The organism is Lysobacter sp. ESA13C (assembly GCF_019970005.1).
Lineage (GTDB): Bacteria > Pseudomonadota > Gammaproteobacteria > Xanthomonadales > Xanthomonadaceae > Lysobacter > Lysobacter antibioticus_B.
In genome coordinates this window covers 102,119-122,434 of the sequence record NZ_JAHXYK010000004.1, presented here as the reverse complement: position 1 = coordinate 122,434, position 20,316 = coordinate 102,119, and the positions used below count along the sequence as shown (strand labels likewise).

The 20,316-nt window shown below is 68.4% G+C and carries 18 protein-coding genes and 1 pseudogene; 9 read left to right on the top strand and 10 right to left on the bottom strand.

Annotated elements, in window-relative coordinates; genetic code table 11:
- The first annotated feature begins 92 nt into the window (after nt 1-92).
- Complete coding sequence (locus LC490_RS09520; protein WP_223620047.1) at nt 93-1,919, top strand: PHB depolymerase family esterase; 1,827 nt, start codon at nt 93-95, stop codon at nt 1,917-1,919.
- Between the two features lie 79 nt (nt 1,920-1,998).
- Nucleotides 1,999-2,490: pseudogene (locus LC490_RS09515) on the top strand (YgjP-like metallopeptidase domain-containing protein); the annotation flags it as partial.
- A gap of 47 nt (nt 2,491-2,537) precedes the next feature.
- Here the strand turns inward: LC490_RS09515 and LC490_RS09510 are convergent.
- Nucleotides 2,538-2,894, bottom strand: coding sequence for a darcynin family protein (locus tag LC490_RS09510; RefSeq protein ID WP_223620046.1), 357 nt, complete (start codon nt 2,892-2,894; stop codon nt 2,538-2,540).
- A gap of 76 nt (nt 2,895-2,970) precedes the next feature.
- Between LC490_RS09510 and LC490_RS09505 the strand changes: the two genes are divergently transcribed.
- On the top strand, nt 2,971-3,657 hold the full coding sequence (locus LC490_RS09505) for a TetR/AcrR family transcriptional regulator (protein ID WP_051884232.1): 687 nt from the start codon (nt 2,971-2,973) through the stop codon (nt 3,655-3,657).
- Between the two features lie 30 nt (nt 3,658-3,687).
- On the opposite strand, the gene LC490_RS09500 is transcribed toward LC490_RS09505, so the two are convergent.
- Nucleotides 3,688-4,968 (bottom strand): MFS transporter, encoded by a 1,281-nt coding sequence (locus LC490_RS09500; protein WP_031369984.1) that lies wholly within the window; start codon nt 4,966-4,968, stop codon nt 3,688-3,690.
- 271 nt (nt 4,969-5,239) lie between these two features.
- On the opposite strand from LC490_RS09500, the gene LC490_RS09495 reads away from it, so the two are divergent.
- From LC490_RS09495 to LC490_RS09480, 4 genes are all read left to right on the top strand, one after another.
- On the top strand, nt 5,240-6,301 hold the full coding sequence (locus tag LC490_RS09495; protein WP_223620045.1) for an oxidoreductase: 1,062 nt from the start codon (nt 5,240-5,242) through the stop codon (nt 6,299-6,301).
- 188 nt (nt 6,302-6,489) lie between these two features.
- Nucleotides 6,490-7,350 carry an AraC family transcriptional regulator gene (locus LC490_RS09490; protein ID WP_031369986.1) on the top strand — a complete coding sequence of 287 codons (861 nt, stop codon included), beginning with the start codon at nt 6,490-6,492 and terminating at the stop codon, nt 7,348-7,350.
- 132 nt (nt 7,351-7,482) lie between these two features.
- Nucleotides 7,483-8,613 carry a carboxylate-amine ligase gene (locus tag LC490_RS09485; RefSeq protein ID WP_223620044.1) on the top strand — a complete coding sequence of 377 codons (1,131 nt, stop codon included), beginning with the start codon at nt 7,483-7,485 and terminating at the stop codon, nt 8,611-8,613.
- Nucleotides 8,614-8,624: 11 nt separating this feature from the next.
- Nucleotides 8,625-9,449 carry a gamma-glutamyl-gamma-aminobutyrate hydrolase family protein gene (locus LC490_RS09480; RefSeq protein ID WP_223620043.1) on the top strand — a complete coding sequence of 275 codons (825 nt, stop codon included), beginning with the start codon at nt 8,625-8,627 and terminating at the stop codon, nt 9,447-9,449.
- Between the two features lie 68 nt (nt 9,450-9,517).
- Here LC490_RS09480 and LC490_RS09475 read toward each other — a convergent pair whose 3' ends face one another.
- A complete protein-coding gene (locus LC490_RS09475) occupies nt 9,518-9,862 on the bottom strand; it encodes a RidA family protein (protein WP_057918314.1) in 345 nt (114 codons plus the stop codon).
- Nucleotides 9,863-9,993: 131 nt separating this feature from the next.
- Nucleotides 9,994-10,680, bottom strand: coding sequence for a hypothetical protein (locus LC490_RS09470; protein ID WP_223620042.1), 687 nt, complete (start codon nt 10,678-10,680; stop codon nt 9,994-9,996).
- A gap of 430 nt (nt 10,681-11,110) precedes the next feature.
- Between LC490_RS09470 and LC490_RS09465 the strand changes: the two genes are divergently transcribed.
- A complete protein-coding gene (locus LC490_RS09465) occupies nt 11,111-12,076 on the top strand; it encodes a chitinase (RefSeq protein ID WP_036147687.1) in 966 nt (321 codons plus the stop codon).
- A gap of 83 nt (nt 12,077-12,159) precedes the next feature.
- Here LC490_RS09465 and LC490_RS09460 read toward each other — a convergent pair whose 3' ends face one another.
- The 4 genes from LC490_RS09460 to LC490_RS09445 all read right to left on the bottom strand — a co-directional run bounded on the left by LC490_RS09460 (nt 12,160) and on the right by LC490_RS09445 (nt 16,024).
- Nucleotides 12,160-12,747, bottom strand: a complete 588-nt coding sequence (locus tag LC490_RS09460) for a hypothetical protein (protein ID WP_031369992.1) — start codon at nt 12,745-12,747, stop codon at nt 12,160-12,162.
- 164 nt (nt 12,748-12,911) lie between these two features.
- Nucleotides 12,912-13,646, bottom strand: coding sequence for a hypothetical protein (locus LC490_RS09455; protein WP_223620041.1), 735 nt, complete (start codon nt 13,644-13,646; stop codon nt 12,912-12,914).
- Between the two features lie 327 nt (nt 13,647-13,973).
- Entirely contained in the window at nt 13,974-15,446 is a 1,473-nt protein-coding gene (locus LC490_RS09450; protein ID WP_051884235.1) for a PhoPQ-activated protein PqaA family protein, read from the bottom strand.
- Between the two features lie 143 nt (nt 15,447-15,589).
- Complete coding sequence (locus LC490_RS09445; RefSeq protein ID WP_031369995.1) at nt 15,590-16,024, bottom strand: hypothetical protein; 435 nt, start codon at nt 16,022-16,024, stop codon at nt 15,590-15,592.
- A gap of 268 nt (nt 16,025-16,292) precedes the next feature.
- Here LC490_RS09445 and LC490_RS09440 point away from each other — a divergent pair, with 268 nt between their 5' ends.
- Nucleotides 16,293-17,693, top strand: coding sequence for a S41 family peptidase (locus tag LC490_RS09440; RefSeq protein ID WP_051884236.1), 1,401 nt, complete (start codon nt 16,293-16,295; stop codon nt 17,691-17,693).
- 198 nt (nt 17,694-17,891) lie between these two features.
- On the opposite strand, the gene LC490_RS09435 is transcribed toward LC490_RS09440, so the two are convergent.
- Together LC490_RS09435 and LC490_RS09430 are read right to left on the bottom strand one after the other, a co-directional pair.
- Nucleotides 17,892-19,286: a cytochrome b6 gene (locus LC490_RS09435; protein ID WP_031369997.1), complete on the bottom strand. Its 1,395-nt coding sequence runs from the start codon at nt 19,284-19,286 to the stop codon at nt 17,892-17,894.
- Between the two features lie 327 nt (nt 19,287-19,613).
- The gene (locus LC490_RS09430) at nt 19,614-20,207 is read right to left on the bottom strand and encodes an HAD family hydrolase (protein WP_223620040.1); all 594 of its coding nucleotides are present in this window, start codon (nt 20,205-20,207) and stop codon (nt 19,614-19,616) included.
- Nucleotides 20,208-20,316 lie beyond the last annotated feature (109 nt).

Here is a 20,316-nt window from a genome sequence, read left to right as displayed (position 1 = left end):
CGCAATGTGCCCTATCGGACGATGGCGCGCGCGGGCCCGCGGTGGCCCACTGCGGCCACGCCGGACTCGCTGCCGGCCTGGGAGTCGATCGCATGTCCGCTTCGCACCGCCGCTCCGCGAGTCTGCGTCCGCATCGCCCGGCCGCACGCATCGCCGGCTGCGCCCTCGCTCTCGCCGCGATGTGCGCGGCGACGCCGGCGCTGGCCTTGATCGAAGTCACCGGCTTCGGCAGCAACCCGGGCAATCTGCGCATGTACAAATACGTGCCGCCCGGATTGCCGGCCGATGCGCCCCTGGTCGTGGCCCTGCACGGCTGCGCCCAGAGCGCGGCGAGTTACGACGCCGAAACCGGCTGGGAGTTGCTCGCCCAGCGCTGGCATTTCGCCTTGCTGCTGCCGCAGCAGCAAAGCGCCAACAACGCCAACGCCTGCTTCAATTGGTTCGAGAGCGGCGACAGCGCGCGCGGCCAGGGCGAGGCCTTGTCGATCCGGCAGATGATCGAGCGCATGCGCAGCGATCATGCCGGCGCCGCCGACCGCGTCTATATCACCGGCCTGTCCTCGGGCGGCGCCATGACCGCGGTGATGTTGGCGACCTATCCCGAAGTGTTCGCCGGCGGCGCCATCGTCGCCGGCATTCCCTACCGCTGCGCGCTGGGCTCCAGCGCGGCGTTCTCGTGCATGTCGCCCGGCACCGACCTGACGCCGGCGCAATGGGGCGACAAGGTGCGCGCCGCGAGCAGCCACGCCGGCCCCTGGCCGATCGTCTCGATCTGGCACGGCGACGCCGACTACGTCGTGCGTCCGGCCAATCAAGCCGAAAGTCTGCAGCAATGGACCAACGTACATGGCATCGACGCGGTCGCCGACGTCGAAGACAGCGTCGCCGGCTATCCGCATAAGGTCTATCGCGATTCCGCCGGGCAGCCGCGCGTGGAAACCTACTCGATCACCGGCATGGGCCACGGCACGCCGGTCGACCCCGGCAGCGGCGAAAGCCAGTGCGGCACGGCCGGCGCCTACGTGCTCGATGTCAACCTGTGTTCGAGCTACTACATCGGCCGCTTCTGGGGGCTGGACGATCTGGACGCGAATCCGCCGCAGGTCGCGCTGACCTCGCCGGCCAACGGCGCCTCGGTCAGCGGCGTGGTCGCCCTCGGCGCGAACGCCAGCGACGACGTCGGCGTGGAGCGCGTGGATTTCCTCATCGACGGCGCGCTGCTCGCCAGCGATGGCGAAGCGCCCTATGCGGCGAGCTGGGACAGCAGCACCGTCAGCAACGGTATCCACCATCTGCAGGCGCGCGCCGAGGACGTGACCGGCAACACCGCCGTCTCGCTCGCAGTCCAAGTCGAGGTCAGCGGCGGTACCAGCGGACCGCCCCTGGTGATGGAATTCGACAACGAAGACGCCAACGACGGCTACGTCAAGGCCAATGCCGACGCCGGCGCGGCCGCGGTCGGCACGCTCGAAGCGAGCTATGGCCTGGCGATCGGCCGCGGCAGCGACGGCAAATACAACCGCAGCCTGCTCTCGTTCGATACCTCGGCCCTGCCCGATGGCGCGACCGTGGTCGCGGCCTCGCTCAGCGTCGCCTATCGCAGCGCCTACGGCGATCCCTGGAGCCAGCCGGCCGGCAATCGCCTGTTGGTCGATGCGCGCAGCGGCTGCTTCGGCGCCTGCACCGTCGAAGCCGGCGACTATTCGGCCGCCGCCGATGCAACGGCGGTGGCGGAACTCGCGCGCTTCAGCGGCGGCCGCCAGACCAGCACCGCATTCAGCGCGGCCGGCCTGAATGCGCTCAACCGCGGCGGCCGCACCCAGTTGCGCCTGCGTTTCGAGCAGGCGCCGGGCGCTACCCACTACCTGTGGATCGACCGCGGCGCGAGCGCGAAGCTGAGGGTCGAATACCGGCCCTGAGTCCCAATTCAGCCCCGGCGCCGAAGCGGCCTCGACCCCGGTCTCGCGGCCCGGGACGGGTTTGCCGTATCGTTCGCGCATGGACGACCTTCGCTACCTGCGCGGCTACAACGAGCGCGTGCTGAACCAGGTGCGCGCGCTGATCGACAGCGGGCGCCTGGGCGAAGTGCTGCGCAACCGCTACAGCAGCCGCCACCAGGTGCGCGACGACAAGGCCTTGTTCGAGTACGTGGTTCAGATCAAAGACCGCTACATGCGCAAGAGCGACCCGCTCAACAAGGTGATCTACGACAACAAGCTGCATGTGGTCCGGCATGCGCTGGGTACGCACACGGCGATCTCGCGCGTCCAGGGCGGCCGGCTCAAGGCCGCGCGCGAGATCCGCATCGCCACCCTGTTCCGCGATGCGCCGGCCGAGTTCCTGGAAATGATCGCGGTGCACGAGCTGGCTCATCTCAAGCACCGCGACCACGACAAGCCGTTCTATCAGTTGTGCGCGCACATGAACCCGGACTATCACCAACACGAGTTCGACCTGCGCCTGTACCTGACCCAGCTCGAGCTGGAAGCCGCGACCCGGCGCGAGGCCGGCGCCGCGGCGTCCGACGGCGCCGACGCTCAGGCGGCGAGCGGCGCGCGGCCGTAATTGCTGGCATAGGCGTTCTCCACGCCCGGCAGAATCTCGACGATCGCGAAATAGCGGTCCCAGAACGGCGTTTCGCGCAATGCCTCGACCACCAGTTCGTAGGCATGGTGGCTGCGCGCCTGCCACTGCCAGAGATCGGTGACCCGGGCGTTGTAGAACTCGATGTCGTAGAAGCGCAGGCTCACTTCGTCGCGGTGCTTGCGCAGGATCGGCGCGACGTGCTCGTCGAGCAGGCGGAAGCGGGTGTCGATGTCGAAACCGAGCCACTCCGGCTGGGTCTTGACCAGCATGAACACGGTCAGGGGGAAGGTCTCTTGTTGCTCGCTCATGAGGTTCTCGTTGGCGTTGCGGGGAAAGTGAGAACACAATATGAGCGATTGCTCACATTCACTACTCGCATTCGCCATGCCCTCGCCGCGCCGCAAAACCAACCTGAAACCGCGTAAAAAACCCAGCCAAAGCCGCGCCGCCGAAACCGTCGCGGCGATCCTGGAAGCGGCGGCTCGCATTCTCGAACGCGGCGGCCTGCCGGCGTACAACACCAACGCCGTCGCCGAGCGCGCCGGCGTCAGCGTCGGCTCGCTGTACCAATACTTCCCCAACAAGGACGCGCTGACCGCGGCGCTGATCGATCGCGAGACCGCCACCCTGCTCGCCGACCTCGCCGCGGTGCCGGAACAGGCGAGCTATGCCGACGGCGTCGTCGCCCTGGTGCGCGCGGCGATCGCCCATCAACTACATCGACCGGCCCTGGCGCGGCTGCTGGATTTCGAGGAACGGCGCCTGCCGCTGCGCGACCGCGACCTGCAGGTCGACCGTGCCGCGCAAAGCTGCGTGCTGGCCCTGCTGCAGCGGCCCGACGCGCCCGTCGTCGTCGGCGATGGCGCCACCGCCGCGGAGATCCTCGCCCTGGACACCATCGCCATCGTGCGCAGCCTGGTCGATGCCGCCGGCGAACGCGGCGAGACCGAAGCCGCGCCGCTGCAACGGCGCGTGCTGCACGCGGTGTTCGGCTATCTGGGACCGCCGCGCGCTGTCGATACCATCGCGAAGACGCGCAAGCGTAAGGACCCGCCTGGCAGCACGCACTAGCGCCGCAGGGCGTCGATCATCGACCGCGAATCAAACCGCGCTGCGATCCTCGCGCACCGCCAGCAAGGCGATCAGGGTCAGCGCCGCCGCGGCCGCCAGGTAATAGCCGACATAGGCCAGGCCGTAGCGGCCGGCGAGCCAGGTCGCGATGTAGGGCGCCAGCGACGCGCCGAAGATGCCGGCCAGGTTGAACGCCAGCGAAGCGCCGGTGTAGCGCACCGGGGTCGGGAACATCTCGGCGAGGATGGTGCCGAGCGGGCCGTAGGTCAGGCCCATGATGCCCAGGCCCAGACCGAGGAACAGCAAGGTGCCCCAGGCGCTGCCGGTCGCGAACAAGGGCGCGAAGAAAATCCCGAACAACAGGATCGCCAGGGTCGACAGGATCATCGCCAGGCGCCGGCCGCGGCGGTCGGCGAACATCGCCGACAACGGGATGGTCGCGGCGAAACACAACACGCCGCCGAGTTGCAGTTGCAGGAACTGCTCGCGCGAATAGCCCAGTTGCGAGGTGCCCCAGCTCAACGCGAACACCGTCATCAGATAGAACAACACGAAGGTCGCGAGCGCGGCGAAGGTGCCGGCGACCAGGGCGCCGGGATGCTTGACCAGCACCTCGAGCATCGGCAGGCGCACGCGTTCGTGATGATCGATCGCGCGCTGGAACGCCGGGGTTTCGCTGATCCGTAGCCGCACCCACAGGCCGACGAACACCAGCACCGCACTGGCCAGGAACGGCACCCGCCAGCCCCAGGCGAAGAAGGCCTCGTCGCCCATGGTGTCGGTCAGCAACAGGAAGATACCGGTCGACAGGAAGAAGCCGATCGGCGCACCGAGCTGCGGGAACATGCCGTACCAGGCGCGTTTGCCGGGCGGCGCGTTCTCGGTCGCCAGCAGCACCGCGCCGCCCCACTCGCCGCCGAGCCCCAGGCCCTGGCCGAAGCGGCACAGCGCCAACAGGATCGGCGCGGCGATGCCGATGCTTTGATGGGTCGGCAACAGGCCGATCGCCACCGTCGACAAGCCCATGGTCAGCAGCGCCGCGACCAAGGTCGCCTTGCGCCCGACGCGGTCGCCGAAGTGGCCGAACACCGCCGAGCCGACCGGGCGGGCGAAGAACGCCAGGGCGAAGGTCGCCAGCGACTGCAAGGTCGCCGAAGCCGGATCGGCCGAGGGGAAGAACAGCTTCGGGAACACCAACACCGCCGCAGTGGCGTAGATGTAGAAGTCGAAGAACTCGATGGTGGTACCGATCAGGCTGGCGAACAGCACGCGGGACGGGGAATTGGCGGACGCCGGTGCGGCTGCGCTCATTGCGTTTTCCAACCTGGGGACCGGTGAATTGTTACCCGATCCGGGCCCTCGCAGGCGAGGCCGCCACGCAATATCAGGCTTGGAGCGGCGTCCCGCAGGGATTTCCTTTGGTCGAGCCGCGACCGTCCTGCGTCCGATCGCGCCGATATCCGGCCGCCGCGAGCGGCGGCGCCGTTCTGGCAAAGCCTGCAACCCGACTGACCCGAACCCCCAGTGGCCGCACACGCGCCGATCCGGCAAGGTGTCCGCATCCCCCGCACGAGTCCCGGCAATGAGCGCACCCTCCATCCACGTCGCCCTGATCGGCTACGGCTTCGCCGGCCAGACCTTCCATGCGCCGCTGATCGCGGCGACGCCGGGCCTGCGCCTGAGCGTGGTCGGCTCGCGCGATGCCGGCAAGGTCCAGGCCGATCACCCCGAGGTCGCGGTGCTCGCCGATCCCTTTGCTGCCGCGACCGATGCGCGCGCCGATCTGGTGGTCATCGCCACGCCGAACGACAGCCACGCACCGCTCGCGCGCGCCGCGCTCGCCGCCGGCAAGCACGTGGTGGTCGACAAGCCCTTCACCCTCGACCTCGCGCAAGCGCGCGGGCTGGCCGCGTTGGCCGCCCAGCACGGACGCCTGCTGTCGGTGTTCCAGAACCGCCGCTGGGACAGCGATTACCTCGGCATCAGGCAGGTCATCGACGACGGACTGCTGGGCGAGGTCGCGCATTTCGAGTCGCATATCGACCGCTATCGGCCGCAGGTACGCGAACGTTGGCGCGAACAGGCCGGCCCCGGCAGCGGGCTGTGGTGGGACCTGGGCCCGCACTTGGTCGACCAGGCCCTGCACCTGTTCGGCTTGCCCGAGCAGGTGATCGCCAGCCTCGCGACCCAGCGTCCCGGCGCGCAGGTCAGCGACTGGGCCCATGCGGTGCTCGAATACGGCACGCGCCGCGTGATCCTGCACGGCAGCATGCTCGCCGCCGGCGGCAGCCCGCGTTTCCTGGTGCACGGCACCGGCGGCAGCGTGGTCAAGACTCTGGCCGACCGCCAGGAAGCGCAGCTGTTGTCGGGCATGCGCCCGGGTGCGCCCGACTGGGGCCGCGACGACGACGAACTGATCCTGCACGAGGGCGACGGCGTCCGCCGTTTGCCTACACCGGCCGGCGACCAACGTCGTTACTACATGGCGGTGCGCGATGCGCTGCTCGGCCACGGCGAGAATCCGGTGACGCCGGCGCAGGCGATCGCGGTGATGGCGGTGCTGGAAGCGGCGGTGGAATCCTCGGCCTCCGCTCGCGCCGTGGCGCCGGCCTTGAGCGACAGCGAACGCGCCGGTTTCGTCTGAAGCACCGCCTTCGCCGGAGCCAGGCTGCGTGCTCGATGGCGGAAACTTCGCTGCCGCCACGACGCGACGACCAGGCATCGCGGACGATCGCCGTCTCCCGCCCCGGCCGGGGCGCTTCCCGCAAATCCGCAACCTGGATCAAGTCCGCCGGCCCAGACTGGCCCGGCACGACGCCACCGGAGCCCCGCTTGAACCGCAGCAGCACCTTCGACCACTACAGCGCTCGCATCGAGAAGGTCGTCGCCTTCATGTCGAGCCGGCTCGACCAGCCGCTGACGCTGGCCCAACTCGCCGAAGCCGGGCATTTCTCGCCGTTCCATTTCCATCGGGTCTACCACGGCCTGATGGGCGAGACCATCGCCAGCACCCAGCGCCGGCTGCGCCTGCATCGCGCAGCCAACGATCTGCTGACCACCGAACACAGCATCGGCCAGATCGCCGGCCGCGCCGGTTACGGCAGCGTGGCCGCGTTCACCCGCGCATTCGGCGCCACCTACGCCTGTGCGCCGGCCGCGTTCCGCAAGCGTCGTGCCGCCCTGCCCGCGTTATCGCGCGCAGCCTTCGACCCGACCCTGGAGAGCCTGATGTACAGCGCCGAAATCACCACCCTCGCCCCGATCCGCACCGTCGCCCTGCCGCACGCCGGCGATTACCAAGCCATCGGCAACACCTTCCACGCCTTGTACGCCTGGGCCGGCCCGCGCGGGCTGATGCGCCAGGACACGCGTTGCCTCGGCATCTACTACGACAGCCCGGCCGATACGCCGCAGGACCAACTGCGCTCGGACGCCTGCCTGACGGTGCCCGGCGGCACCGAACTCGGCGAGGGCATGCGCTGGGTCGAAATCGCCGGCGGCCGTCATGCCGTGGTCGTGCACACCGGCCCCTACAACGAACTGCACCGCGCCTACGACTGGCTGTTCTGCCAATGGTTGCCGGCGAGCTTCGAGGAAGCCGGCGACGCGCCGGTGTACGAGGAATACCTCAACGACCCCTCGAGCTTGCCGCCGGCCGAATGGAAGACCGCGATCTGCCTGCCCTTGAAGTAAGCCCTCGAACAGAGTCCCGAGCAGAGGCGGCCGCGGGCGCCGGCCGCCTCTCTTCAACTCGCGCTTACATCCGGGGCGTTACCTTGGGGCCATGACGACATCGACCCCGTCGCAGTCGCGGAACGATCCGCGATGAGCGCGCAGTGCGATTACAGTTTCGGCATCGAGGAAGAATTTTTCCTGGTCCGCCCGGAATCCCGGCTGTTGGCCTCGCAGGTGCCGTCGCGTTTGTGGAAGCGGGCCCGCGCCGAGTTCGGCGATGCCATCGAGAGCGAACTGCTACAGGCGCAGATCGAAATCGCCTCGCCGATCCTGTGCGACGTCGGCCAGGCCCGGCGCCAACTCGGTGGCCTGCGCCGCGGCCTGTCCGCGCTCGCCCACGAACATGGCCTGGCCCTGCTCGCCGCCGGCACCCATCCGCTGGGCCTGTGGCGCGAACAGAGCGAAACCGACAAGCCGCGCTACCGGCGCCTGGTCGAGGATTTCCAGGTCGTCGCGCGGCGCAGCCTGGTCTGCGGTCTGCACGTGCACGTGCAACTGCCCGACGACGTCGACCGCGTTCGGGTCATGAACCGGGCGATGCCGTGGCTGCCGTTGCTGCTGGCGCTGTCGACCTCGTCGCCGTTCTGGGACCGCCTGCGCACCGGCCTGATGAGTTACCGCCAGGCCATGTACGACGAATGGCCGCGCACCGGCATTCCGGACTTCTTCGAGAGCGAAGCCGACTACGACGCCTTCGCCGCGGTGCTGGTGCGCGCCGGCGCGATCGCCGACGCGAGTTCGCTGTGGTGGGCGATCCGGCCCTCGCCGAATTTCCCGACCGTCGAGTTGCGCATCGCCGATGCCTGCACGCACCTGGACGACAGCCTGGCGATCGCGTCGCTGTATCGCTGCCTGATGCGTCATCTGGTCATGCATCCGGCCGAGGCGCCGCCGTGCAACGCCACCGTACGCCGGATCATCGACGAAAACCGCTGGCGCGCCAAACGCTTCGGCCTGCAAGCCGAGTTCATCGACGAACGCGGCAACACCGAGCCGGCGCTGGACCAGTTGCAACGACTGCGCGCACTCTGCCGCGAGGATGCGCAAGCGCTGGACTGCACCCAGGCCCTGGCCTCGATCGACGACATCCTGGCGCGCGGCACCAGCGCGCATGCGCAACTGGCCCTGTACCGCCAACAACGCGACGGCGGCGCGACCCGCGCGGCGGCGCTGAAGTCGGTGGTCGATTGGCTGCTGCACACCACCGTACCCGCTGCCTGAGGCCCGCGATCATGTCCGCGAACGACCGAGACCCCGCCCTGCCCGCGCCCGCCCGCAAACTGCTGATCGGCCTGTCGCCGCGCCTGATGCGCAACCTGCCGCCGGCGTACGGCTTCCGCAACAAAACCCTGCAATACCTCGAACAATCGATGGCGCACTGGGTCATGTCGAGCGGCGCGCTGGTGGTGATGATCCCGACCGTCGACGCCCTGGGCGAAGTGCAGGCCACCGATTTGTCGGTGCGCGATTACGCGCGCTCGCTCGACGGCCTGATCCTGCAGGGCGGCGCCGACATCGACCCGCAGGCCTACGGCGAGCGCCCCAGCGAAATGCTGATGACTACCGACCCGGAACGCGACCGCTTCGAGTTGAACCTGCTGCGCGCCTTCATCGAGGCCGGCAAACCGGTGCTCGGCATCTGCCGCGGCATGCAGCTGATCAACGTCGCCCACGGCGGCAATCTCTACCAGGACCTGGTCGACGGCGGCGCCACCCGCAATCAGCACTACATTCCGGCGCGCTACGACGAACACGCGCACCCGTTGCGGATCCGCGAGGGCGGCTGGTTCGCCGAGCTGTACCCGCAAGCGCAGGCACAGGTCAATTCGATCCATCACCAGGGCATCAAGAGCCTCGGCGAGGGCCTGGAAGTGGAAGCCTGGTCGGAGGACGGCATTCCCGAATGCATCCGCAGCGCCGGCGCCGGCTTCGTGGTCGGCGTGCAGTGGCACCCGGAGTTCCACGACCAGCGCTTTCCCGAACTGTTGCCGGGGCGCCCCTTGTTGATGGCCTTCATGGAAGCGGCGCGCCAGCGCGAGCAGGCCGAAGCGGCCTGAGTGGGTTCCAGTGGACCCGCCGGAGCGACCGCACCGCACTGCGGCGACGGTCGCGGGACAACGGCCGCTTACAGCGCGGCCGTCACCACGATCTCGACGCGGAATTTCGGATTGGCCAGCGGTGCCTGCACGGTCGCGCGCGGCGGCGTATGCCCGGCCGCGACCCAGCGGTCCCACACCGCGTTCATGCCGGCGAAGTCCTCCATGTCGGCCAGGAAGATCTGCGCCATCAGGATGCGGGTCTTGTCGGTGCCGGCGCGCGCGAGCAAGGCATCGATCGAGGCCAGGGTTTCGCGGGTCTGGCCGGCGATGTCGAGGTCCTCGCTGTCGGGCACCTGGCCGGCCAGGTAGGCCACGCCGTTGTGGATCGCCATTTCCGACAAACGCGCGCCGACGTCGAATCGCTGGATCATGCATCACCTCCTGGATGTGGGGCGGCCATTGTCGGTCAAACCCGCGCCGCGCACACGCACAATGCCTCACCGGACCGCCGTGACCGGCGGCCTCGTCCTCTGGCACATTCTTTCGCACATCCCGGATGGCGCTACAGCTCCGGCGTGCTGGCCTCGATGATGCGTTCGCTTTCCTCGCGCTCGCCGCTGCGGTCCGGGCCGCTCAGCGCCGCGTCGGCATTGGCGCGATGCTGGGCCCGCACGTCCGGCGGCAGCACGTCGATCTGGCGGTGCGCCTGCGCCACCGCGCGTTCGCCGGGCTTGAGCTGGCAGTTGCGGCTGAGGATCTCGAGCTCGTCGCCGGTCTGCGCCGCGCCGCTCTGCAGATTGATCACCACCCCGAGCGTGTCGCCCATCGGTTCGAGCCGGTTGCAGATCGCATCGATGGTGCCGTAGCTGCGCTGGCCGTTGCGGTCGACGATGGCCAACAGGTTTTCGCCGTCCACCCATACCGCCGAACGCACGCCGGCCACGCTCTTGGCGGCGATGCGCGCATTCTCGCGGTCGATACGGCGGGCCGGGTCGACCAGGCGGATCGCGCGACGCAGGTCGCGGTCGAGCGCTTCGACGTTCTGGTGCAAGGCGACCTGGTCGCCGGCGATCGCCTGACCGCGCATCTTCGCCAGGCGCTCGGCGGTTTCGCTGCGGTCGATCGGCACGCCGGCGCGCGCCGGTTTCTGCGCCACCTCGCGCTCGGCCTGGCCGCTGCAGGCGCACAGCGCCACGGACAACATCAAGCCGCAGAGAACTGCGCCAACTGCATTTGCGCCACGTTTCATCGCATCACCTCGTGCAATGAGGACGGCCCGTATCGATCGGCCGGGCCTTGGCCGCCCCGACCGCTTTATACCCCGCGACGGCCCGGAACGGTTGCCGCATCGCAACGCAAATGCGACCGCGGTCGCGCCTCGGCCGCTTCGATGCAAGCGCGGGCCGGGCCGGGACGCGTTTCGCGACCGCGTCCCGGATTCGCCGGCGACCGCGCCGCTACAGTCGTTTGCAGGTCGTTCGCGACCGTCGCCACCCGCATGCGGCCTGAATGGACGCATGCCGATCCTGGGAACGGCCGGCTATCGCACCGGTCGCAGCGACGGTGCCTGAGCGCAGGCAAGGCCCATAAGCATAAGCAAGCCGCATGCAACGCCTCGCATCCGGATCGACCGCATGCGTACCCCGGGGGGACCGAGCGTCCACAACCGAGGATACGTAATGAACGCACCCAACCAGACCGCCCCCTACGGCAAGCGCCGCCGCACCGCCTGGGCCGTCGCCGGCCTGCTCTGCGCCCACGGCGCTTTCGCCGCACCGCAGGCACCGCGCGAAGACCTGTCCGCTGCACCGAACACGACGACGCAGGCCGGGCCCAGCGCGACCTGCAGCTATGTCGACTGGAGCCGCGGCATCAACTACACACTCGGCACCATCGTGAAATACCTGCCCAACGGCCAGTACTACAAGCTGGTCAACGTCGGCAGCAACGGCAGCGACGGCACCGACCCGACCATCAGCACCTGGTACTGGCAGCCGACCAGTTGCGACAACACCACCCCGCCGGGCGGCGGCGGCTTCATCGTCACCCAGGCGCAGTTCAACCAGATGTTCCCGAACCGCAACCCGTTCTATACCTACGCCGGCCTGGTCGCGGCGATCAAGTCGTATCCGAACTTCGCCCACGAAGGCGGCGACACCATCGCCCGCCAGGAAGCGGCGGCCTTCCTCGCCAACGTCAACCAGGAAACCGGCGGGCTGGTGCATATCCGCGAGCTAAACCAGGCCAACTGGAACCATTACTGCGCACCGGCCGGCACCTGCGGCAACAAGCAGTACTACGGGCGCGGGCCGATCCAGCTCAGCTGGAACTACAACTACGCCGCCGCCGGCAACGCGCTCGGCCTAGACCTGCTCAACAACCCCGACCTGGTCGCGACCAACGCCGCGATCGCCTGGCAGACCGCGCTGTGGTACTGGATGACCCAACGCGGCGGCGCCAGCAATACGCCGCACCAAGCGATGGTGAACCTGCGCGCGTTCGGCGAAACCATCCGTGCGATCAACGGCGGCATCGAATGCAACGCCAGCGGCCTGGGCCACCAGCAGATGCTCAACCGCGGCACCTACTACCGCAATTTCGCCGCGATCCTCGGCGTGCCGCCGGGCAACAACCTCACCTGTTGATCGGCACCGCGTCTCGATCGATGCCGCGTCCGGCCGCCGCATGCGCGGCCGGACGTTTCGCGGTGGCGGAGGTGACGCGCGCGTCAGCCGTCGAAGGCGGCGCAGCCGATCTCCTGCGTGCCCGCCTGCTCGCCGGCACGCACGAAGCGCAGATCCGGCATCGGCACGTCCTCGCTCGGCTTCGCGGTCGGCACCCCGAGCTTGAAGTACTCGCGATAGGCCTCGGGCACCGGCTGCGCGCCGATCGCCGCGCGCGCTTGTTCCGCGCTCGCCTCGACGACCACGGCGAAGGTCGAACCGCTGCCGAAGTCGTAATCGACGCGGCGCACCGGGAAACCGTGCAGACGCGTGGGACGGCTGGGGGTGAGCGTGCCCCAGCCGGGGCCGACGTCGCCGAGATTGCTGTCCGGGTCGATCGCCACGCCGGCTTGGCGCAGGGTCTGCGCGAATGCAGCGTCCTGCACATCGGCGAAGTACTCGCCCTGGCAAGCCGCATTGGCGGCGACCCAGGCGGCGAAATCGAACGCCGCGGCCGCCGCGGGCACGGTCGCGGGCGGCGATGGCGGTGCGGCGGCGACCGGCGACTTCGCGTTCTCGTCGTCCGGGCCGACGCAGGCCGACAAAGCCAACGCCAGCAACCATGCCCCCTTGCTCAGGATCTTGCCTTCCATGTCCCCGCCTCCGTAATCCGATGGCCACAGCCTACCCCGCAGGGCGACATCGGGACACAGAACGCCGGAGACTGACGGGCGTGAAGCCGGCGGTCGTGAAGCGCGCGGCTTGCGCGTGTCACGACCGCCGGCACGGGCCGAAAGGCCGGGTTCCGCCTATCCGATCATTCCGCGGTGAGGTAATAGGTGAAAGTCTTGTCGTGGCCGATCGTATTGGTGCCGTGCACGACCAACGTATGCGAACCCGGTGCGAGCGGCTTGAACATCATGAAGAAACCGTCGACCACCGCCGGCTGCCAGGCGCCGGTGATGCAGCCGTCCATGCGCGGGCGCAGGCTCGGATCGCCCTTGATCGAGAACAGGTTGTCGGACGCGTAGCGATAACCGAACACATCGCGGATCGGGCGCCCGTCCAGGCTCACTTCGAGCAGGTTCACCGTGTCCATCGCCGCGGCCGCATCCTGGCGCAGGAAGTCGTACAGGGATTGGCCCGGCGCCGGCTCGAAGTTGGGGTCGGGACAGGGATAGGTGTTCACCACCGCGCCGATGTAGAGCAGGATCGACTTGCCGCGCGGGATCGTGCAGTGGCGCGTGCCGCTGAACACCGGCGGCCCGGCGATGCGGGCGATGTACCAGACCGGCCCGTGCTGGTCGACCGCGCAGTTGGCGCCGGTCGGGTCGTACAGCGGGCTGCGCTCCAAGGGTTGCGCGTACACCCATTGCGAAGCGGTTTCGCCCCAGGTCGACATGCTCTTGCCGAAGGGTCGCGAATCGCGTGGATACAACACGCGCTGGTTGGCGTGGTGGCTGCCGTTGTCGACGGCAGGGCTGCCGGCCTGCGCCGAAACGCTGCAGGCGAGCAGGACGGAAAACAGGACGGAGATACGGGTCTGGCGCATGGGACGATCCCTCGGCTGAGGTGGATACGGCGACGGTGTCTGCGCGAGCGGATGCGATGGAGTGCGGACGCGCGCGCAGGCCTCGGGCGATTGCCTTGGCGAAGGCGCAAGCGCTCCCGGCGGTCACCCGCGATAGCGGGCCGCGTCGGGAGGGTTCGGCAACGGATCGCCATCCAGCAAGCACCCTCGGCGCGACGCTAGGCTGCGTGCCGGGCGATTACTCGCTGGTTTCGGACAAGGTCGTCCGTGGGCGCGTTTTCGGTCTGCCTGTGCACAAGGCGATGCGCGCCAGGCGCATCGCCGTGGCTCTGTTTACCGCGGCACGCGCTATTGAGGCACCATCAGGCAAGCGCCGTTGCCGTTCGGCGGCGGTTGCTGCGGAAAGGTCTTTTCCGGATACACATGCACCGGCGTGGTGGCGACGAAGCCGTCGGCGAAGGCGAATTCGACGAAGGCCGCCGACCAGCCCGTGGCGGGCAGCGTCAACGCGGCCTCGACGCTGTTGCGGGTCAGCGGCAACGGCGATTCGCGGTAACGGATGCCGCAGGCATAGCGAAAATCGCGCCCGCCCGGATTGTCGGCGACCCACAGCTTGGCGCTGACCGGCCGCTCCGAGGCGCGCGCGCTCAGTCGCAGCTGGCCGCCACGCTGGTTGAGCCGCGCGCGCACGCTCGGCAAGGATTCGTTGCGCCCCCAGCGTTGCAAGGCCGGGATCAGGGTCTCGCGCATATGCCGGCGCACCCCGCCGTGATCGGAGTTCGGCGCCGCGCGCAGGCTGGTCGCGCCGGGCAGATCGTCGACATAGAGCCGCTGCGCATCGGGCGGGAAGAAATCGTCGCCGCTGGCGCTGACCAGGTACTTCGGAATGCGCAGACGCTGACGGTGGCGCGTGCGCAGGTAGGCGTAAGGGTCTTCGATCTTCATCAGGTCGTCGAACTCGGGCTGCCGGTAGCGCGTGGTGATGCCTTCCTGGTGGTAGGGCTGCAAGGCGATCGGCCAACCGCCGCCGTAGCTGCGGTTGATGTGTTCGATCAGGGCCTGGATGCGCATGTCGATGACGTAGGAGACGATCGCCTCCACGCGCGGGTCGCCGATCGCGGTCAGCCACGCGGTCCAGGCGCGCTTGGACGCACCGGTGACGACGAACGAACGCACCCGCCAGCCGCGCAGTTCGCGCTCGGCCAGGTCCATCGCCTTGACCGCGCTTTCGGCCATCGGCACGTGCAGCGGCAGGGTCGTATTCGCCGCGGGGTCGTCGAGGAAACGGCGCCAGGTCGCGGCGACCAGCACGTCCTCTTTCTTCGCGACCGTCTCGCCGGGCAGGGTCAGATATTGGTTCGGCACGTCCGACACCGAAACCACGATGGTGTGGGTGCTGCGGGCGACTTCGAGCGCCAGGGTCTCGTCGAAATCGCTCGGCGGCCGCACCGGGTCGTTGCCGCTGGCGCGGTTGCTGCCGTTGTTGATCACCAGCAAAGCCGACTTCGGCCGGGCCACATCGGGAATGTAGATGTCGACCCGATGCGTCCATTCGGGCGGGATGGCGCCGCCGTTCTCGGGCCAATGCTGCGAAGCCAGGCGATAACTGCGTTTCTCCACGCCCTCCAGCGGCGTGCTGCCGAGGCTTTCGTAACGCAGCGGCACACGCGCCTGGCGCTGGCGATAGTCGGGCCAGACCTGGCTGTAATCGATGCGATGGCCCGACGTGTCCGGTGCCGCTGTCGAGGCCGCGGCCATGGCGGTCGCGCTCGACGCGAGCGCCATCGCCGCCAATCCCCAGCCCAGCAACCGCTGTTTCATCGATGGTCGAATGCTCGGAACCGTCCTCCGACTGATCGTCCGATTCATCGTATTCAGCCCTCGCCTGCCGTATCGGCGTCCAGCCTAAACGCAAACCCGGGCCGGACCTGTGCGGCAGCGCAGAGATCGGCCGAAGGCGCGGCCTACAGGTTGCGCCAGGCGCCGATCAATCCGAACAGATGGACCAGGCCGATGGCGAAGCAGATCGCCGAGCTCCAATACCAGAACGGGGTCGCCGGCTGCGGCACCGAAGCCACCGCCATCGGCACGACCACGAGCCCGCGCAGCAGATACACCGCGGTAATCGCGCACAGTGCCGGTTTGGCCCAGGGCCACGGCGCGATCAGGCCCGAGCCCGACAAGGCATAGCCGCCCCAGATCGCCAGCATGAGGGCGATGCAGGCGGTGAGCGCGGCCGGATACAGGCGCCCGGCTTCGTCCATGCGCGCCATGCCTTCGCCGGCGCCGAAGAAGCGATACCAGGCGGCGCCGCCGAAGATCACCGCGACATGGGCCAACGCCGCCAGCCCATTGAGGACCGCGGCGAACAACAACCAGGGCTGCGAGAGCTGCGACATCATGCGGCTTCGGGCCCGGAAGCATGGACGAAGTAGAGAGATCGGATCGGCATCGAGCGATCCTGGCGGACACGAAAACTGTGCGCGAGTGCCGAAAGCAACGGTCGCGCCGGCTGCGGATACCGAAGGCCGTATCCGGCGCCAACAGACAGCCTGTTGGCACGGGTTGCGACGCATCGGCGCCCGAGGGCATCCACGGAAGACATGGCCCCTCGCCGACCGCCGCGGCGGAATCGTTCCGTTGCGGCGGCCTTCCCCGGAGACCCTCATGCGCACCGCCCAGCGTCTGATCCATTCCCTGCTCGCACCGCTGTTGTTGCTGTGCCTGCCCGGCACCGTCCATGCCGCCGCCGCGACGCCGCGCGACAGCGTCGCCGACGTCGCCCGCCGCATCCAGGATCATTACTACGACGTCGATCGCGCGGCGAAGATCGGCGAGAGCCTGCGCAAGGCCGCGGCCGAAGGCGAATTCGACCGCTACACCGACCCGCGCGACCTCGCCACCGCCTTGACCGAACGCATCAAGTCCCACGATGGCCATTTCCGGGTCAATTGGCTCGCGCCCGAACAACGCGCTGCCGATCCACGTGGGCCGACGCAAGGTGCCGACGCCGGGCCGCGACTCGCCCCTGCGGGTGTCGGTGCCGGCCCGGGTGCGGGACCCCGCGTGCGCGGGCGGCCCGGCCCGAACGTGGCCCAGCCCGTCGATTACGCGCGTCGCCGCAACTACGGCGTGCATCGGGTCGAGGTCCTGCCCGGCAATCTCGGCTATCTGGATCTGAAAGAGTTCGCCGACTTCCGCTTCGGCGAGCCACGCGCACCGGCGCGCGTCGCCCTCGAATCGGCGCTGCAACTGCTGGCCTCCACCGATGCGCTGATCATCGACCTGCGCGACAACGGCGGCGGCTCGCCGGTCTCGGTCGGCTATCTGGTCAGCGCGTTCACCCCGAAAGGCGCCGACATCTACAGCAGCTTCCACTGGCGCGACGGCGACAGCCTCGGCAGCACCTCCGAAGCGCCTGTGGACTGGTACCCGAACCCGCGCCTGGACGTGCCGCTGTATCTGCTGACCAGCCCGCGCACCGCCTCGGCCGCCGAGGCCCTGGTCTATACGCTCAAGAACGTCGGCCGCGCGGTGGTGATCGGCGAGACCAGCGCCGGCGCCGCCAATCCCGGCGCCGAGATCGACGCCGGCAACGGCTTCAGCGTCTTCGTCGCGACCGGCACACCGACCAGCCCGATCACCCATCGCAACTGGGAGGGCAGCGGCATCGCCCCCGACGTCGCCGTGCCGCAACGCGAGGCCTTGCGCACGGCGCAAGCGCTCGCCCTGGACAGCCTGCTGAAGAAAGGCCTGAGCGGCGGCGATGCGATCGATGCGCGCTGGGCGCTCGACGCGGTGCGCGCCGAGTCCGCATCCGTGCCGGCGCCGGCCCACGCCGAGTACACCGGCCAATACGATCGCATGCGCATCGAAGAAGACGCCGGCCGTCTGTATCTGCGCAACGGCAAACGCCCGCAGCAGCCCCTGGCCGCGCTGGAACGCGACCTGTTCTACCTCGTCGACGACCCGAGCGTGCGGGTGCGCTTCGAGCGCAACGGCGACGGTCGCGTGGCCGCACTGGAAACCCTGCGCCCGGACGGCAGCGCCAACCGCTACAGGCGCTGAAGCGGCGGGCGTTGAAATGGTGGGCGTTGAAGCGGCCGTATCAGCACGGCCTGCCGGCGACGCGCGGCGGCATCGCGCCGCGCGTCGTCCTTCACAGGCCCGCCGGGCCTGCGTTTGTTGTCTGTGCAGAGCGTCGCAGCCTGCGTCGGCGACCCCTATCATCCGCCTCCGGCCGGGCTGCCGACGCTCTGCGCCCGATCACAGCTCGCGCAGGAACGCGACCAGGTCTTCCTTCTCCTGCTGCTCCAGACGCGTCTGCAATACGACGTTGAAGAACTCGACCGTGTCCTCCAGGGTCAACAGACGACCGTCGTGCAGGTACGGCGGCGAGTCCTTGATGCCGCGCAGTGGAAAGGTCTTGATCGGTCCGTCAGCGCTGGCATAGCGGCCGTTGATCGTGTGCGGCTTGAAGAAGCGCTCGACTTGCAGGTTATGCATGCTGTTGTCGGTGTAATACGGCGGCGTGTGACAGGCCGAGCATTGCGCCTTGCCGAAGAACAGGGCCTCGCCGCGCTTCTCGGCCTCGCCGGCATCGGCCTTGAGGCGCCCGAACACGTCGAGCTTCGGCGCCGGCGGGAAATCCAGCAGCGCCTGGAACTCGCCCATCGCGTGTACCTGATGACCGCGGTCGAGGATGTTGATGCCCTTCTTGGTCGCGATCACCGGGTCGCCGTCGAAATAGGCCGCGCGCTGCTCGAACTCGGTGAAATCCTCGACCGTCTTCAAGGCCCGCTGCGAACCGAACAGGCGCTGGATGTTGACGCCGCGCAAGGTCGGGGTGTCGATGCGATGACGGAACGGCTGTGGCCGAATATCGCCGACCAGATGCGTCGCCGCGACCGTATGCCCGTTGCTGTGGCAGTCCAGGCAGGCGACGCCGCGGCTCGGCAGGGCCGAACGCCTGTCCTCGGTCTGGTTGAACTGCTGCTGCGCGAACGGAGTCACCAGCAAGCGCAAGCCTTCCAACTGCTTGGGGTTCAACACACCGTTGAACAGCTCGAAGTAGTTGTTGATCGTGACCAATTGGCCCTTCGACACATCGCCCAGGTCGGGCCGCGTGGTCAGATAAATCGGCGCGGGAAAGTCCGGAAGAAAATGATCGGGCAAGTCGAAATCCAGATCGAAGCGGGTCAGGTCGCGCTGCTCGGCGCGCTTGACCGCATCGATGTGAAACTGCGGAAACAGCATGCCGCCCTCGGGATGGTTCGGATGCGGCAAGGGCAGGAACCCGACCGGAAACAGGCCGCGCTCGCGGATCTGTTCCGGGCTCATCGCGCCAAGCTCCTCCCAACTCGTCCCCGACGGCAGCCGCGCGCGCACCCCGCCCTGCACCGGCTTGCCGCCCGACATACTCACGCCGCGCACCGGTTTGTTGCCCAGGTCGTAGCGTTGTTCGAGCAGGCTGCGATGGCGTTGCATCACCGCCGGCTTGTCGCGCTCCATGCGCGACTTGATCGCGGCGAAGGTTTCCTTGATCACCACCGGCATGTAGCTGCTCGGAGGATCGGCGGCCAAGGCGATGCCGGACACGCCGAGTGCGCCTAGACATAACAGCCACAGTGGCCGAAGCCGTGGAGACTTCTGCTGCCTCATGGTCTTTCTCCCTGGATGGCGAAGACGTCGCTGTCGGGCACCGCGGACGCGGTGCGCTGCTCGAGGCTAGTCCTCGCGCAGGCACGAATGAAATCGTTTGATTCGATGGCAGCGATAGCCGATGGCTATACGCATGACGGCGCGGTTAAGCGCCGTGCGCATCGTCATGATGGTGGCGCGATGCAGGTCACGAAACCTTCTCTGCGTCGGAAGGGTCGCGGTCATGAAACCGCGGATACGATGCAAGCCGCATCCGCACCGTCGCGATCCGACCTCAGCGGTCTCTGGCGATGAACCGCGAATACCCGAATCGCCGCGCCTCGCGGCTCAGGCCACTTCCTGCCAGCGGTAATACTTGCGGTGCGCCAGATCGAGCAGATCCAGGTCTTCGACGGTATCGCCATAGGCATACACCGTCGCATAGTCGTCCAGATCGATCCGCTCGCGCACACGCCGCGGTTTTTCCGGTCCGCAGCAGTCGCGGTCGCGATAGCGCCCTGTCAGCACGCCGTCGTGCGACTCCAGATACGAACAGATGAACTCCAGGCCCTGGTCCTCGCACCAGGCGGCGACGAACAGATCCAGCGAAGCGGTCACCACGACCACGCGATCGCCGCGCTGGCGATGCCATTGGATGCGCTCCAGCGCTTCCGGCCGGATCTGCCGTGCGACCACCTCGCGCGCATGACGCGCGCCGGCTGCGCGCACCTCGTGCTCGGGGCGTCCGCGATAACCGAAAGCCACGATGCGCTTGCGCACCGTCAGCCCGGACACGAGGCCGAGCTTGTAGCCGACCACGTACGGCGCCAGCAGCACCTGGCCCAGGGCCAAGGTACGCCGGTCGATCGTGGCGCGCACGAAGCCCGGAAAGGTTTCGTCGAAGGTGATGGTGCCGTCGAAATCGAAAAGCGCCAGATCCATGCCCGCCGGGCGGCCCTGTCATCGGCAGCGGATGACTTGCATGGACGATCGCCGGCCCGGCGAAGTCTAGCCGGATTGAGTTGGGCTGCAGCGTGGGAGGGTGCTGTTG

What these genes read in the sequence shown, in the direction of transcription:
- LC490_RS09435 (WP_031369997.1), bottom strand. Translation starts at nt 19,286, where the DNA reads ATGAGGCAGCAGAAGTCTCCACGGCTTCGGCCACTGTGGCTGTTATGT.
- LC490_RS09465 (WP_036147687.1), top strand. Translation starts at nt 11,111, where the DNA reads ATGAACGCACCCAACCAGACCGCCCCCTACGGCAAGCGCCGCCGCACC.
- LC490_RS09475 (WP_057918314.1), bottom strand. Translation starts at nt 9,862, where the DNA reads ATGATCCAGCGATTCGACGTCGGCGCGCGTTTGTCGGAAATGGCGATC.
- LC490_RS09495 (WP_223620045.1), top strand. Translation starts at nt 5,240, where the DNA reads ATGAGCGCACCCTCCATCCACGTCGCCCTGATCGGCTACGGCTTCGCC.
- LC490_RS09520 (WP_223620047.1), top strand. Translation starts at nt 93, where the DNA reads ATGTCCGCTTCGCACCGCCGCTCCGCGAGTCTGCGTCCGCATCGCCCG.
- LC490_RS09430 (WP_223620040.1), bottom strand. Translation starts at nt 20,207, where the DNA reads ATGGATCTGGCGCTTTTCGATTTCGACGGCACCATCACCTTCGACGAA.
- LC490_RS09455 (WP_223620041.1), bottom strand. Translation starts at nt 13,646, where the DNA reads ATGCGCCAGACCCGTATCTCCGTCCTGTTTTCCGTCCTGCTCGCCTGC.
- LC490_RS09510 (WP_223620046.1), bottom strand. Translation starts at nt 2,894, where the DNA reads ATGAGCGAGCAACAAGAGACCTTCCCCCTGACCGTGTTCATGCTGGTC.
- LC490_RS09480 (WP_223620043.1), top strand. Translation starts at nt 8,625, where the DNA reads ATGTCCGCGAACGACCGAGACCCCGCCCTGCCCGCGCCCGCCCGCAAA.
- LC490_RS09450 (WP_051884235.1), bottom strand. Translation starts at nt 15,446, where the DNA reads ATGAAACAGCGGTTGCTGGGCTGGGGATTGGCGGCGATGGCGCTCGCG.
- LC490_RS09505 (WP_051884232.1), top strand. Translation starts at nt 2,971, where the DNA reads ATGCCCTCGCCGCGCCGCAAAACCAACCTGAAACCGCGTAAAAAACCC.
- LC490_RS09460 (WP_031369992.1), bottom strand. Translation starts at nt 12,747, where the DNA reads ATGGAAGGCAAGATCCTGAGCAAGGGGGCATGGTTGCTGGCGTTGGCT.
- LC490_RS09485 (WP_223620044.1), top strand. Translation starts at nt 7,483, where the DNA reads ATGAGCGCGCAGTGCGATTACAGTTTCGGCATCGAGGAAGAATTTTTC.
- LC490_RS09470 (WP_223620042.1), bottom strand. Translation starts at nt 10,680, where the DNA reads ATGAAACGTGGCGCAAATGCAGTTGGCGCAGTTCTCTGCGGCTTGATG.
- LC490_RS09440 (WP_051884236.1), top strand. Translation starts at nt 16,293, where the DNA reads ATGCGCACCGCCCAGCGTCTGATCCATTCCCTGCTCGCACCGCTGTTG.
- LC490_RS09445 (WP_031369995.1), bottom strand. Translation starts at nt 16,024, where the DNA reads ATGTCGCAGCTCTCGCAGCCCTGGTTGTTGTTCGCCGCGGTCCTCAAT.
- LC490_RS09500 (WP_031369984.1), bottom strand. Translation starts at nt 4,968, where the DNA reads ATGAGCGCAGCCGCACCGGCGTCCGCCAATTCCCCGTCCCGCGTGCTG.